Consider the following 13,730-nt stretch of genomic DNA (forward strand, 5'->3'; position numbering starts at 1 on the left):
TTTCGACAGCGACTTCGCGACTTCCTTGATGACCTTGTTACGCGGATCGGAGATCGTATAAACCGGATGCCCGAAGCCGATCACGACTTCCTTGTTCTCCACGCGACGCTTGATGTCGGCTTCCGCTTCGTCGGGCGTCTCGTAGCGCGATTGAATTTCGAATGCGACTTCGTTCGCGCCGCCGTGCTTCGGACCGCGCAGCGCGCCGATTGCGCCGGTAATCGCCGAGTACATGTCCGAGCCCGTGCCTGCGATCACGCGGCCGGTGAACGTCGAAGCGTTGAACTCGTGTTCGGCATACAGATTGAGCGATACATGCATCGCCTGCACCCACGACTGTGACGGCTCCACGCCATGCAGCAGATGCAGAAAGTGCCCGCCGATGGAGTCGTCATCGGTTTCGACTTCGATACGTTTGCCGTTGTGCGAGTAGTGATACCAGTAGAGCAGCATCGAGCCGAGCGAGGCCATCAGTTTGTCGGCGATGTCTCTCGCGCCTGCGATGTTGTGATCTTCCTTCTCCGGCAGAATCGTGCCGAGCACGGAGACGCCGGTGCGCATCACGTCCATCGGGTGCGCGGAGGCGGGAATCCATTCGAGCGCGGCCTTCAGGTTCGCAGGCAAGCCGCGCAGCGCCTTCAGCTTCGTCTTGTACGCCTTCAGTTCCGCGACGTTCGGCAGCTTGCCATGCACGAGCAGGTACGCGATCTCTTCGAACTCGGACGTGGTCGCCACATCCAGAATGTCGTAGCCGCGATAGTGCAGATCGTTGCCGGTCTTGCCGACGGTGCACATAGCGGTATTGCCCGCTGTCACGCCCGACAGCGCGACGGATTTCTTCGGCTTGAATGTGCCTGCGGTTGCAGTGCTGTTATCGGCTTCGCTCATCGTGTCGTCTCCTTCCCAAGGGTTATTTCTTCGCAGCAAAGAGCTGGTCGAGTTTATCTTCGTAGGCGTGATAGCCGAGATATTTATACAGATCCTCACGCGTCTGCATGGTTTCGACTGCGGCCTTTTGTGTGCCATCGCGCTTCACGGTCTCATAGAAGTTGAGCGCGGCGGCGTTCATCGCGCGATACGCGCCGCCGCAGTACAGCGCGATATCGACATTCGCTTCCTTCAGTTCGTCGACGGTAAAGAACGGCGTCGAGCCGAACTCGGTCAGATTCGCGAGAATCGGCACTTGCACGGCTGCCTTGAATCGGCGGTACTCATCGAGCGTCTTCATCGCTTCGGGGAAGATCATATCCGCGCCCGCTTCGACATACGCCACCGCGCGTTCGATCGCCGCGTCGATGCCTTCGGCGGCCGCTGCGTCCGTGCGCGCCATGATGACGAACGCGTCGTCGGTGCGCGCATCGACCGCGGCCTTCACGCGATCCACCATTTCACCGGTCGGCACGACTTCCTTGCCCGGCCGATGGCCACAGCGCTTTTGCCCAACCTGGTCTTCGATATGCACCGCCGCCACGCCCGCCTTGATGAACGAGCGGATGGTGCGCGCAATGTTGAAGGCGCCGCCCCAACCCGTATCGATATCGACCATCAGCGGCAGCGACGAGGCGTCGGTGATGCGGCGGGCGTCGATCAGCACGTCTTCCATCGTGCTGATGCCGAGATCCGGCATGCCGAGCGAGTTGGCGGCCACGCCGCCGCCCGACAAATAGAGCGCCTTGAAGCCGACCGCTTCTGCCATCTTCGCGGCATAGGCCGTAATCGCGCCGACGAGCTGCAATGGCGTTTCTTGCTCCACCGCGCGGCGGAAGCGGGCTCCTGCGCTGCTTGGCATCTGGCATTCAGAATTCACATTCGTCTCCTGCTAAGGTGCGTCGTAAAAGCAACTAGCTTGCCAACGCATTTCGTGCTCGTAACTTCTTGATTTAGCGGAGGTCGACCGGATCACTCCTGCCCAACCGTTTCCGCATTGAATTGGCGATTCCGAAAGTGAAATCATCGTGCATACTGCATGCTCCCATCCGGCATTCAAAACACATGCAAACCGAAACCACGTCTCGTCCTCGCATCTGGGCGGTGGGGATCAGCCGGCTGAGGGCCTTGTTCATCGATCTCGCGCGCGCTTACGAGGATCGGGCCGAGCTCGAAGTCGTGCCGCTGGCCTATGAAGATGCCGCGCGCAGCATCGAATCCGCGCGCGATGGGCGACCGGATGTAGTCGTGGCGGGCGGCTCCAACGGCGCTTATCTCAAGAGCCGAGTGTCGGTGCCGGTGGTCGTCATCAGCCCGACCGGCTTCGACGTGATGCACGCGCTGACGAAGGCGCGACGCGAGGGCGCGAGCGTCGCGCTCGTCACGCACGGCGAGACGCCTGATGAGATTCGCCGCTTCCTGACCGCCTACGGCATCGAGGTGATCTGCGAGTCGTACCGGTCGGCGCAGGATGCGGAGAGCCTCGTGCTGGACCTGCGCGACCGAGGCGTCGACGTGGTAGTCGGTCCGGGGCTCGTCGCGGACCTGGCGGCCGAAGCGGGCATGAGTTCCGTGTTTCTGTATTCGCGCACGTCCGTCGTCGCGGCGTTCGAGACCGCGCTCGAAGTCGCGCAGGCGATGCGCGGCGAGGCCGCCCGCCGTAATCGCCTGGACAATCTGTTGCAGCATCTTCGCGATGGCGTCGTGGCTGTCGATGCAGAAGGGCGCATCGAAGCGATGAATCGCCAACTGGCCGCCGCGCTTGGCATTTTGGATGCATCCCGCGTGGTCGGCCGGGCGCTGTTGGATGTCGCGCCCGAACTGCAAGGCGTGTTGCCGGCTGCCGACGGCGACGTGTTCGGCTCCGTACGCGGCGTGAGCTACGCGATTCATCGCGGACCGCTCGCGAGCGGCGGCGCATCGGACGGCACCATCTTCACGTTCCAGGAATCGCGAGCGGTCGAGCGGCTCGACAGAAGCCTCCGATCGCGGCGAGGGGCGCAAGAGTTCGTCGCGCGCTATCGGCTGGAGGACGTCGTCGGCGAGTCGGAAGCCATCGAGCGGGTCAGGGCGCTCGTGCGCCGCTACGCGAAGTCCGATGCAACCGTGCTGATTCTCGGCGAGAGCGGCACCGGCAAGGAAATGGTCGCGCAAAGCATGCATCGCCTGAGCCGTCGCAAAGACTTCCCGTTCGTCGCGATGAACTGCGGCGCGTTTCCCGAGGCGCTGCTGGAAAGCGAACTGTTCGGCTACGAGGAAGGTGCGTTCACGGGCGCGCGCAAGGGCGGCAAGGCGGGCCTGATCGAGGCGGCGCATCGCGGAACGCTCTTCCTCGACGAAATCGGCGAGATGCCGCCCTCGCTGCAAAGCCGCTTGCTGCGGGTGCTGCAAGAGAGAGAGGTTATGCGTCTCGGATCGACGGAACCGACGCGCGTCGACATCCGCGTGATCGCGGCGACGCATCGCACGCTCGTCGAAGGCGTCGCGGACGGCTCGTTTCGCGCCGACCTTTTCTATCGCATCAACATTCTGAGCCTGGCGTTGCCGCCGTTGCGCGCGCGCGCGTCGGACATCGTGCCGTTGGCCATCGAGCTTTTGATGCAGGCGGCGGGGCGCGACAAGGCGCTGGCGCTGCGCGTGCGCAGCCGCGAAGCGGCGGCGCGTGTTGTCGCGCCGCTCGAACAGGCGTTGACGCGTCACGCGTGGCCCGGCAATGTCCGCGAGTTGCAGAACATCGTGGAACGGATTGCCGTCGAGATATCCAACATGCCGCTCGACGGGGATCGCTCCGTCGCGTTGACGCTCGACGATCTGCGAGTGATCGCGCCCGAGCTGTTCCCCGCGCAAGCCGAGGCTGCGGCGAATCCGTCGCTTCGCGACATGAGCCGCTCCGTCGAAGCGGATCAGATCCGCGCAACGCTCGCTGCGTTCAATGGCGATCGCGACGCGGTCTGCAAGGCGCTCGGGATCAGCAAGACGACGCTGTGGCGCAGACTCAATGCGAAGCGGTGAAGCGCGGGAGCGCCGCGCACGTCGGACTCCTTAGTGACCGCGCTTCCGAAGCAACCCGCGAATGAACCACACCGGCCGAATCGATACCGGCTGCGCGTCCGGATCGAGCGCGAGGCGAACGAAATAGACCGCGTACGCAGGCACTTCGCGCCAGCTCGAATACACATCCATCGCTCGAAAGCGGCGCGGATAGGCGCCCAGCACCACGCGAGCGCCCGCCTTTTCGAACGCAAGCCGCGCTCGCGGCAGGTGGTAGTACTGCGTGATGAGCATGACGCGATGCATGCCGCGCTCACGCATGAAGGCCGTCGCGTTTCGAGCCGAGGCGAGCGTGTTGTCGCCTCGATTGTCGAGCACGATATCGCCGTCCGCGACGCCGCGCTCGCGCAGCCACGCGCGCATCGCCTGAGCTTCGTCGAGACCGGGTCCGTCGATACTGCCGCTCACGAAGAGCAACGGACATTGCCCGGCGCGATGACATTGCAATGCCGCTTCGAGGCGCGGCCGCAGAATCGAGGCGGGCGTGCCCTTCCGGTTGAGAGCATTGCCGAACACGACCGCCACATCCGCGCTTCCCTGCGGCAGGGCGAGGCCGCTTACGCAAATGCACACGGCCGCCAGCATCCAGCAGCCCAGTATCGCGACACCGATGCGCACACCCCATCGAACGAGCCTCGATAACGTCACCTCAGCCTCGCAACGGCTTTGCGCCTACTTGCTGCCTCAGCCACTCGACATCGACCTGTTCAAGATATCGCTTGATGTTGCCCCAGACGGGATGAAAGCCATAACCGCCATTGAGCAACTCGTCTTCCGCGGACTCCTTGCTCCATCCTTGATAGACCACGCGATACAGCGCGGACACGAGTCCCGTGCGATCCGCGCCGTGCTGGCAATGAATCAGAATCGGCCCGTCGCGATCCACATCGCGCAGCGCCCTGAGCGCGGCGATCATGTCTTCATCGCGGATATCCCACGTATTCATCGGGATGCGCTGCAACGCGATGCCGCTTCCGGCGAGCAGGTCCTCGTCCGAATGAAACGAGCGAAAGCTCACGATCTTGCGGATGCCGAGCGCGCGCAATTGCGGCAAATCGCTCTCCGAAATCTGCGCGCTGCGATACAGCGAAGGCGTGATGCGATGCAGGTTCTCGATCCGCGTGAACAGCATCGGCTCCGCCCAGTTCAGCGGCCGTGGGGCTGGGGTCAACTTCGCTGGCGTCGGTGCGAGGGCGCCGGTCGCCATCGATGCGACGACACTTGACACGACCGTCACGCCTGCCGCATAGAACAGCGCGTTGAAGACCCTACGCATCGCGCGTCGCTTCCGTAGCCGTATCCGCTCGTCGCGATACGAAGAACAGCACGCATGCCGCCGCGCTCATCGTCCAGTAATCCGTCGGCGCGAACGCGATCCAATGCTTGTGCCAGGGCACATGAAGCGGATCGAAGCGCGCGAGGCCATATGCCGGATTGAGCACGAACCACAGAAAGTCTTCGATGAGCCAGAAGGCCATGATGCAGGCGACGATGCGCGCCTCGATGCGCCACGACCATCGGGCAAAGAAGATCGCGGGCAAGTGAAAGAAAAGCGCCATGAACGGGAAGACCCAGGCGTGATAGCCGGTCATCGGGCGGCCGCCCCAAAAGATATCGAGCAGCCAGTGATGCTCGATGCGCCATGTCGGCAGATTGGCGGCCCAGCCCGCGCTGCCTTCAATCTGAATCTCGACATTGGCGAAGAAGAAGCCCAAGAGCGCGACCCATGCGACGAGCGCGAGCGTGCGCGCGCCCGGCAACCCGCGACACGCCTTCATGCCGCCTCCGAAGCCGGCGACGACAACGCATGCAGCACCGTGTCCAGCACGAACCGTCCGGCGTGCGGCCGCGCGAGCGGCGCGATCCGGCGGCGCATGTCGTCGAGTTGCGAAGGATCGCGCAAGAGAGCGCGGACGCGATATTCGAGCCCGACTGCATCGACGGCCTTGAGCGCCACGCCCTGTTCGAGCAGGAAGTCGGCATTGCGTTCTTCCTGGCCGGGAATCGGCGCATTCAGGATCATCGGCAGATGCATCGCAAGGCACTCGGAAGTCGTCAGTCCGCCGGGCTTCGTGATGACGAGGTCGGAGCAGGCCATCAATCGTTCGACGCTGGGCGTGAAGCCGGACGCGTGCAGGCGTCGCGGATAGCTGCCGCTCAATTCCTGTAGCGCCCGCAGCATCGCCTCGTTGCGGCCGGCAAGGGCGATCAACTGGAAGTCGCCGTCCATGTGCAGCAGGCGCGCGGCGAGCGTATCGATCGCGCCCAAGCCTGCGCCGCCGGACATCATCAAGAGCGTGCGTCGCCCGGGATCGAGACCGACTTCGGCCGCGCATGCCGCCCGGTCGAGCTTCTCGCTGAACGCAGGCATGACGGGGATGCCGCCCACATGAACCGACGCCGCCGGCACGCCGCGCGCGGCCATGCGCCACGCCACTTCTTCGTTAGCGGCGAAATAGCCCTGCATGCCCGGCACCACCCACAGGCGATGCAGATCGAAGTCCGTGACCTGCACCCACACCGGCGTGCGCAGATTTCCTCGCCGGCTCTCACGCGACAACCATTCCGCAGGCAGAAAATGCGTGCAGATGATCGCATCGGCTTGATGGCGCTCGATCTCTGCTAGCAACGCGCGGCAGTTCAGACGTTCGACGGCGCGTCGCAGCCGCTCGCCGAACGATCGCGGCGAGGCATGATCGGTCTTCTGATAGAGATAGCTCCACAGCGCCGGCTGATGCGCCACCAGCTTGATATAGAAATCGGCGTAGAGCGCCTTAAAGCTCGCGGGCACGTAGTCCATGACATCGAGATGCACGGCTTCGACGCCGGCCGGATGGACCGCCGCATACGCGCACAGCGCCTCAGCGGCGCGCACGTGTCCTGCGCCAGCGCTGACGCTCAGAATAAGGAGCTTCGGCATGGGAAACAGCTCAGATGGATTTCGTCAGGATGACGTTGCAATTTCGACCGGGATCATAGCGGTATTGAGGCGTCGCATACCGTGGCGCATCGATTTTCACAATTGGTCGGTGCAGCATGCTTCTTCACTAATCTCTCGCGGCCTGCTTTGCATATGCCGAACGCTTGGTTTGCGTTCGGCGGCTCCCGTTCTATGGTGTCGGCTTGCGCGGATCACGCGGCGGCGCAGCATTCGCACCGCAGGGCGAGGTTCGTCGCGATTTCCTCCAACCGACGAACGCAACGCACGAGAACGGCATCGCATGACAGGCATCAACCGACGACACTTTCTTCTTTCCACGGGCGCCACGCTGGCGTCGGCAAGCCTCTCCTCGCTGTCTTTCGCACAGAGCAAAGACGCCGGGGCGCCGCGGCGCGGCGGCACGCTCAACATGCTGATCAATCCCGAGCCGCCGGTGCTGGTGTCGATCTTTCAGACGACCGGCCCCGCGCTCGTCGCGAGTTCCAAGGTGCTCGAAGGTCTGCTCGCCTATGACTTCGATCTGAAGCCGAAGCCGCAGCTTGCGACCGCATGGAACGTGGCCGACGACGGCCTCAAGTACACGTTCACCCTGCGCGAGAACGTCAAGTGGCACGACGGCCAGCCGTTCACCTCAGCGGATGTCGCGTTCTCGATCGACCTGCTCAAGTCGGTGCATCCGCGTGGCCGCAGCACGTTCGCGAACGTCACGCGAGTCTCGACGCCCGATGCGCGCACGGCCGTCATCGAACTGGCGAAGCCCGCGCCGTACTTGCTGAAGGCGCTGTCGGCGGGCGAGTCGCCTATCGTGCCGAAGCACCTGTACGCATCCGGCGACCCGCTCTCCAATCCTCACAACAACGCGCCCATCGGCACGGGGCCGTTTCGCTTCAAGTCGTGGACGCGCGGGGCGAACATCGTCTACGAGCGCAATCCGGATTACTGGGACGCGGGCAAGCCCTACATCGATTCGCTCGTTCTGAAAGTGATTCCCGATGCGGCCGCGCGCTCGGCCGCGTTCGAAACCGGCGCGCTCGATCTGGGCGGAGAAAATCCGGTGCCGCTCACCGACTTGCCGCGTCTCACGCAACTGCCGCAACTCGTGACGGAGACGCGCGGCTATCGCTTTCTCGAACCGCTGTCGGAAATCGACTTCAATCTCGATCACCCGATTCTCAAGGACCTGCGCGTGCGGCAGGCGATCGCGCATGCGATCAATCCGCAGATCGTGCAGAAGACGATCGCGTACGGATACGCCGACCTCTCGCCGACGCCGATCACGCCGGGCTCGCCGTATCACGATGCGAAGCTCGCGCCGTATGCGTTCGATACCGCCGCCGCCGAAAAGCTGCTCGACGCGGCGGGTTATCCGCGCAAGAACGGCGGCCCGCGCTTCCAACTCACGCACGACTTCCTGCCCTACGGCGACATGTACCGGCGTCAGGCGGACTATGTGAAATCGGCGCTCGCGCGCGTGGGCATCGACGTTACGGTGCGCTCGCAAGACTTGCCGTCGTTCCTCAAGCGCGTGTATGCCGACCGCCAGTTCGACTTCACGAGCATCGGCGTCAATACGCTGTTCGATCCGAGCGTGGGCGTGCAGCGGCTCTACTGGTCGAAGAACATCCGGCCGGGCGTGCCGTTCTCCAATGCGCCGCATTACAGCAACCCCGACGTGGACCGGCTGCTCGAATCTGCATCGGTCGAAGCGGACGATAGCAAGCGAGTCGCGCTCTTTCAGCAGTTCCAGCAGATCGTCTACCGCGACTTGCCGATCCTGAATCTCGTCGCGCCGCGCATGGTGACGCTCGCGAACCGGCGCGTGCGCAATCACACGGTATCGGCGCAAGGTCTCGAAGGCAATTTCGCCGACGTGTATCTGAGCGCGTGAGGGCATCGTCATGAATCGCCGTGCGCGCCTCGCCGCGATCGCCCGACGCACCGCGTGGCAGGCGGTGCCGACGGTGTTGGCCATCGTGGTCCTGAACTTCTTCCTGCTGAAGCTGATGCCGGGCGACGCCGCCGACGTGCTCGCGGGCGAATCCGGCTCCGCGACGGCGGAAACGCTCGCGGCGCTGCGAGCGAAGTTCGGGCTGGATCAGCCGCTCCTGCATCAACTCGGCGCGTACCTGTCGCATCTCGCGCATTTCAGTCTCGGCTACTCGCCGCGATACGACGCGCCGGTGATGCAGCTCATTCTCTCCCGCTTGCCGAACACGCTGATCCTGATGGGCAGCGCGCTCGCGTTCGCGATCGTCGCGGGCGTCGTGCTCGGCGCGATCATGGCGCACTGGGCGGGCAAATGGCCGGACCGCGTGCTGTCGGTGCTCGCGTTGCTGCTCTATTCGACGCCGGGCTTCTGGATCGGCCTGCTCGCGATCATTCTGTTCTCGGTGCGACTCGGCTGGCTGCCGAGCGGCGGCGACGTCACCGTGGGCGCGAATCTGCACGGCCTCGCGTATGTCGCCGATGTCGCGAAACACGCGCTGCTGCCAGCCGCGACGCTCGGCACGTTCTTCGTGGCGATCTACGCGCGTCTCACGCGCGCCGCGATGCTGGAAGTGCAGCGTCAGGACTTCGTGCGCACCGCGCATGCGAAGGGGCTGCATCCGTTGCGCGTGAGCGTGCGTCATGTGCTGCGCAATGCGCTGATGCCGCTCACGACGATGGTCGGCATCCACTTCGGCACGCTGCTCGGCGGCGCGGCCGTCACCGAGACGGTCTTCAGTTGGCCGGGACTCGGCCGCCTCGCGCTCGATGCCGTCATGGCGCGCGATTTCAGCGTGCTGCTGGGCGTACTGCTGCTGTCGTCGCTGCTCGTGATGGCCGCCAATCTCGTGATCGATCTGCTGCAGGCGTGGCTCGATCCGCGCATCGCCTAATCCTCTCTCTTCTTAGGCTCAAGCATGGCAACCGACTCTTCCGAACTCGTCACGGCGCAAGCATCCGCCGGGTCCGCGTGGCGGCGTCAACTCGCAGGCGCGGTGTTCGCCGCGCGGCGCGCGCAGGTCGCGACGCCACGCGCCACGCGCGGCGTGTGGCGCGCGCTGCTGCGCAATCCGTCGGCGCTCGCGGGCATCGTGCTGCTCGTCGCGCTGCTGGCGCTCGCGCTCGCCGCGCCGCATCTGTTCCCCGGCGATCCGCTCGACATGGTCGCGCCGCCGTTCGAGTGGCCGGGCGCCGATCCGCTCTACACGCTCGGCACCGACTCGCTCGGGCGCGATGTCGCGGCAGGCATCGCGCACGGCACGCGCGTGTCGCTTCTGATCGGCGCGTCGGCGGCCGGCATCGGGCTCGTCATCGGCACGCTCGTCGGCGCGCTGGGCGGCTTCTTCGGCGGCGTCATCGACGATCTGCTCGCGCGCGTCACCGAGGTCTTTCAGACTGTGCCGTCGTTTCTGCTGGTGATCGTCATCGTCGCCATCGGCAAGCCGAGCGTGACGGTCATCGCGCTCGCCATCGGCATTGCGTCGTGGCCGACGGTCGCGCGCATCGTGCGCGCAGAGTTCCGCACGCTGCGTCAGGCCGATTTCGTGCTCGCGGCGCGCAGTCAGGGCTTCTCCGATGCCCGCATCATCTTCGGCGAAATTCTGCCGAACGCGCTGCCGCCGGTGATCGTCACGGCCTCGGTGATGGTCGCGAGCGCGATTCTCATCGAATCGTCGCTGTCGTTCCTCGGCATGGGCGATCCGAACGTCGTCAGTTGGGGCGGCATGATCGGCGCGGGGCGCGATTCGTTGCGCACCGCCTGGTATCTGACGGCGCTGCCGGGCGCGGCCATCGTGATCGCGGTGCTCGCGCTGAATCTTCTCGGCGACGGCCTGAACGACGCGCTCAACCCTCGTTTGCGGGAGCGCGCATGAGCGACGCCAATCTGCTGCAAGTGCGCGACTTGCGCGTGAACTTCGGCGCGCATCAGGCGGTGCGCGGGGTCGATTTCGACATCGCGCAAGGCGAGACGCTGGCGCTCGTCGGCGAATCGGGCTGCGGCAAGTCGGCGACGGCGCTCTCGCTGATGCGCCTCGTGCCGACGCCGGGCATCGTCACGGGCAGCGTGCGCTTCGCCGGCCGCGAATTGCTGACGCTCGCGCCGCGCGAGATGCGCGAGATTCGCGGCGCGCAGATCTCGATGATCTTTCAGGAGCCGATGACCTCGCTCAATCCCGTGCTGTCCATCGGCGCGCAGATTGCCGAGACGTTGCATCGACACGAAGCGCTTTCGAAGCAGGCGGCGCTGCGCCGTGCCGTCGAATTGCTCGACCTCGTGCATGTGCCGGAACCGCAGCGGCGCGTGTCGGACTATCCGCACGAACTGTCGGGCGGCCAGCGCCAGCGCGTGATGATCGCGATGGCGGTGGCGTGCCGTCCGCGCCTTTTGATCGCCGACGAGCCGACCACCGCGCTCGACGTCACGATTCAGGCGCGCATTCTCGAACTGCTCGACGAACTCAAGCGCGAGTTGTCGATGTCGCTCCTGCTCATCACGCACGATCTGGGCGTGGTCGCGCAACACGCGGATCGCGTCGCCGTGATGCTGGCCGGCCAGAAGGTGGAAGAAGCGCGCGTGGAGACGCTTTTCGCCGCGCCGGCTCATGCCTACACGCGCGGTCTCTTGGGCGCGTCGCTGAATCTGTCGGGTGACATTCACTATCGGGACTGGACGCTGCCCGAGATTCGCCACGGCAGCCGCGAGGACGGCGACGCCGCGTTCAACGTGACGCCGCTTGCGCCGCGCACATTCGATGCAGCGACGCCTCCCGCCGATGCGCCGCTCTTGTCGGTGGACCGGCTCACGGTGGACTACGCGCATCGGCACGGCAAGGGCACGCTGCGCGCGGTGGACGGCGTGTCGTTCGATATCGCGGCCGGCGAGACCGTCGGCCTCGTCGGCGAATCCGGTTGCGGCAAGTCCACGCTTTCTCGCGCGATTCTGCGGCTCGCGCCGGTCACCAGTGGCTCCATCCGTCTCCAAGGCACCGACCTCGTGCCGCTTACCGAACGTGCGCTGCGCCCGCTCCGGCGACGCGTGCAGATGGTGTTTCAGGACCCGTACGCGTCGCTCAATCCGCGCCGCACCGTCGGCGAGATTCTCGATACGGTGATGGCCGTGAACGGCATCGGTGCCGACGCACACACGCGGCGCGTTCGCGCCTCCGCCATGCTCGATCGCGTCGGCCTGCCCGCCGCCGCGCTCGCTCGCTATCCGCACGAGTTCTCCGGCGGACAGCGGCAGCGAATCGGCATCGCCCGCGCGCTGGTGCTCGAACCGGCGCTCCTGATCTGCGACGAACCGGTGTCGGCGCTCGACGTTTCCATTCAGGCGCAGATTCTCAATCTGCTCGTCGAGCTGAAGCGCGACCTGGGGCTCGCGTATCTCTTCATCTCGCACGATCTCTCCGTGGTGCGCTATATCGCCGACCGCGTGCATGTGATGCACGGCGGCAGGATCGTCGAGAGCGGCGACCATCGCGACATCTGGCGCGCGCCGCGGCACGCCTACACGCGCGCGCTGCTCGATGCGATTCCCGCAGGGCGCCCGAACGCGCACGCGGCCTGACCTCTCTGCACGATTCACCAACAAGGAAGAAAGATGTCGACACTCGCACGCATCGGCACAGAGCCGGATCACACATTGCAGGACGCGCTCGATGCGCTGCCGGCGCTCGCCCGTGAAATCGGCGAAGAAGCCGCCGCCCGCGAGGCGCGCCGCGAGTTGCCGTTCGAAGCGTTCGCGCGCTTTCGGGCCTCGGGCTTAGGCAAGCTGCGTCTGCCGGTGGAGTGGGGCGGTCTCGGCGGCTCGCTCGAAGACGTGTTCCATGTCATCTCGACGCTCGCCGCGCATGAAAGCAACGTGGCGCATGCGCTGCGCATCCACTTCGATCAGACCGAGGCGTTGCTGCTTTCGCCGCGCACGCCGTTCAACGCGTTGCAAATCGAGCGGATCATCGACGGCGCGATCTTCGGCGGCGCTTCGACCGAAGCGGGCACGTCGCGTCCGGGCGAGATCACGACGCAACTCACGCGCGACGGCGACCACTATCGCCTGAGCGGGCGCAAGTACTACGCGACGGGCACGGCATTCGCGGACTACGCGCGGCTCAACGTGCAGGACGATCGCGGCGAACCGGTCGTCGCGATCGTGCCGGTGCGGCGCGAAGGTCTGCACGTGCTGGACGACTGGGACGGCATGGGCCAGCGCATGACGGCAAGCGGCAGTCTCGTGTTCGATTCGTTGCGCGTGCAGGCCGACGAAGTCGCGCCGCGTAATCTGACGACGCTTGCCGGCCGCCACACGGGCGCGCTGCGGCAGCTGCATCTGGTGGCGGTGGCGGCGGGCATCGTGCGCAACGTTCTCGCCGATGCCAAACGCTACGTCGTGCAACACGGACGCCCCGCGCTGCATAGTCCCGCGCCGACCGCGCGCGAGGATGCGTTCATTCAACAGGTCGTGGGCGATCTGTCGTCGCACAGTCATGCAATCGACGCCCTCGTGCGCGAGAACGCCCGCGCGCTCGACCGCTCGTCGCGCGCGGTGCGCGACGGCGACGCGCGTGCCGATGCGCTCGTGCTCGAAGGCGCGCTCGCCACGGCGCGCACGCAGCTCGTCGTGAGCAAGCTCGCGCTGCACGCGGCGGAACGCATGTTCGAAGCGGGCGGGGCGTCGGCCACGTCGCGCGCGCACAACTTCGACCGCCACTGGCGCAATCTGCGCACCATCTTCAGCCACAACCCGCTGCTGCATAAATCGCGGGTGATCGGCGATTACGAACTGAACGGCGTGACCACGCACCTGACCGAAGGGCGCGTGTTCTGA

12 protein-coding genes are annotated in these 13,730 nt (G+C 65.4%); 6 read left to right on the forward strand and 6 right to left on the reverse strand.

The annotated features are described in order from the left end of the window. The coding region (prpC, locus tag HWX53_RS23150) for a 2-methylcitrate synthase (RefSeq protein WP_175945325.1) at positions 1–888 on the reverse strand (888 nt) is incomplete at its 3' end. Between the two features lie 22 nt (positions 889–910). Continuing rightward, the gene (prpB, locus tag HWX53_RS23155) at positions 911–1,807 is read right to left on the reverse strand and encodes a methylisocitrate lyase (RefSeq protein ID WP_175945327.1); all 897 of its coding nucleotides are present in this window, start codon (positions 1,805–1,807) and stop codon (positions 911–913) included. Between the two features lie 185 nt (positions 1,808–1,992). On the opposite strand from prpB, the gene prpR reads away from it, so the two are divergent. Next, positions 1,993–3,939, forward strand: a complete 1,947-nt coding sequence (prpR, locus tag HWX53_RS23160) for a propionate catabolism operon regulatory protein PrpR (RefSeq protein WP_175945329.1) — start codon at positions 1,993–1,995, stop codon at positions 3,937–3,939. Between the two features lie 30 nt (positions 3,940–3,969). Here the strand turns inward: prpR and HWX53_RS23165 are convergent, their stop codons facing one another. Genes HWX53_RS23165 through HWX53_RS23180 form a run of 4 tightly spaced genes read right to left on the reverse strand, consistent with a single transcriptional unit; the run spans position 3,970 to position 6,898 of the window. After that, positions 3,970–4,596: a YdcF family protein gene (locus HWX53_RS23165; protein ID WP_347879172.1), complete on the reverse strand. Its 627-nt coding sequence runs from the start codon at positions 4,594–4,596 to the stop codon at positions 3,970–3,972. Between the two features lie 31 nt (positions 4,597–4,627). After that, the gene (locus HWX53_RS23170) at positions 4,628–5,254 is read right to left on the reverse strand and encodes a dual specificity protein phosphatase family protein (protein ID WP_175945330.1); all 627 of its coding nucleotides are present in this window, start codon (positions 5,252–5,254) and stop codon (positions 4,628–4,630) included. Further along, positions 5,247–5,756 (reverse strand): hypothetical protein, encoded by a 510-nt coding sequence (locus HWX53_RS23175; protein WP_175945332.1) that lies wholly within the window; start codon positions 5,754–5,756, stop codon positions 5,247–5,249. Before HWX53_RS23175 ends, HWX53_RS23170 begins: the two co-directional genes overlap by 8 nt. Further along, positions 5,753–6,898 carry a glycosyltransferase gene (locus tag HWX53_RS23180; protein WP_175945334.1) on the reverse strand — a complete coding sequence of 382 codons (1,146 nt, stop codon included), beginning with the start codon at positions 6,896–6,898 and terminating at the stop codon, positions 5,753–5,755. Before HWX53_RS23180 ends, HWX53_RS23175 begins: the two co-directional genes overlap by 4 nt. Positions 6,899–7,199: 301 nt before the next feature. Between HWX53_RS23180 and HWX53_RS23185 the strand changes: the two genes are divergently transcribed. The 5 genes from HWX53_RS23185 to HWX53_RS23205 are packed head-to-tail and all read left to right on the forward strand — an operon-like array spanning position 7,200 to position 13,730. Next, the gene (locus HWX53_RS23185) at positions 7,200–8,807 is read left to right on the forward strand and encodes an ABC transporter substrate-binding protein (RefSeq protein ID WP_175945336.1); all 1,608 of its coding nucleotides are present in this window, start codon (positions 7,200–7,202) and stop codon (positions 8,805–8,807) included. 10 nt (positions 8,808–8,817) lie between these two features. Then, complete coding sequence (locus tag HWX53_RS23190) at positions 8,818–9,798, forward strand: ABC transporter permease (RefSeq protein WP_175945338.1); 981 nt, start codon at positions 8,818–8,820, stop codon at positions 9,796–9,798. A 24-nt stretch (positions 9,799–9,822) separates the two neighbouring features. Further along, on the forward strand, positions 9,823–10,779 hold the full coding sequence (locus HWX53_RS23195) for an ABC transporter permease (protein ID WP_175945340.1): 957 nt from the start codon (positions 9,823–9,825) through the stop codon (positions 10,777–10,779). After that, positions 10,776–12,473: an ABC transporter ATP-binding protein gene (locus HWX53_RS23200; RefSeq protein ID WP_175945342.1), complete on the forward strand. Its 1,698-nt coding sequence runs from the start codon at positions 10,776–10,778 to the stop codon at positions 12,471–12,473. Before HWX53_RS23195 ends, HWX53_RS23200 begins: the two co-directional genes overlap by 4 nt. 33 nt (positions 12,474–12,506) lie before the next feature. Continuing rightward, positions 12,507–13,730, forward strand: coding sequence for an acyl-CoA dehydrogenase family protein (locus HWX53_RS23205; protein WP_175945343.1), 1,224 nt, complete (start codon positions 12,507–12,509; stop codon positions 13,728–13,730).

Origin of the sequence: Caballeronia sp. BCC1704, from assembly GCF_902833455.1 — a bacterium.
Lineage (GTDB): Bacteria > Pseudomonadota > Gammaproteobacteria > Burkholderiales > Burkholderiaceae > Caballeronia.

Excerpts from the sequence above, each read along its gene's own strand:
- prpR (WP_175945329.1), top strand. The coding sequence starts at position 1,993 with ATGCAAACCGAAACCACGTCTCGTCCTCGCATCTGGGCGGTGGGGATC.
- HWX53_RS23180 (WP_175945334.1), bottom strand. The coding sequence starts at position 6,898 with ATGCCGAAGCTCCTTATTCTGAGCGTCAGCGCTGGCGCAGGACACGTG.
- HWX53_RS23200 (WP_175945342.1), top strand. The coding sequence starts at position 10,776 with ATGAGCGACGCCAATCTGCTGCAAGTGCGCGACTTGCGCGTGAACTTC.
- HWX53_RS23185 (WP_175945336.1), top strand. The coding sequence starts at position 7,200 with ATGACAGGCATCAACCGACGACACTTTCTTCTTTCCACGGGCGCCACG.
- HWX53_RS23195 (WP_175945340.1), top strand. The coding sequence starts at position 9,823 with ATGGCAACCGACTCTTCCGAACTCGTCACGGCGCAAGCATCCGCCGGG.
- HWX53_RS23190 (WP_175945338.1), top strand. The coding sequence starts at position 8,818 with ATGAATCGCCGTGCGCGCCTCGCCGCGATCGCCCGACGCACCGCGTGG.
- HWX53_RS23170 (WP_175945330.1), bottom strand. The coding sequence starts at position 5,254 with ATGCGTAGGGTCTTCAACGCGCTGTTCTATGCGGCAGGCGTGACGGTC.
- HWX53_RS23175 (WP_175945332.1), bottom strand. The coding sequence starts at position 5,756 with ATGAAGGCGTGTCGCGGGTTGCCGGGCGCGCGCACGCTCGCGCTCGTC.
- HWX53_RS23205 (WP_175945343.1), top strand. The coding sequence starts at position 12,507 with ATGTCGACACTCGCACGCATCGGCACAGAGCCGGATCACACATTGCAG.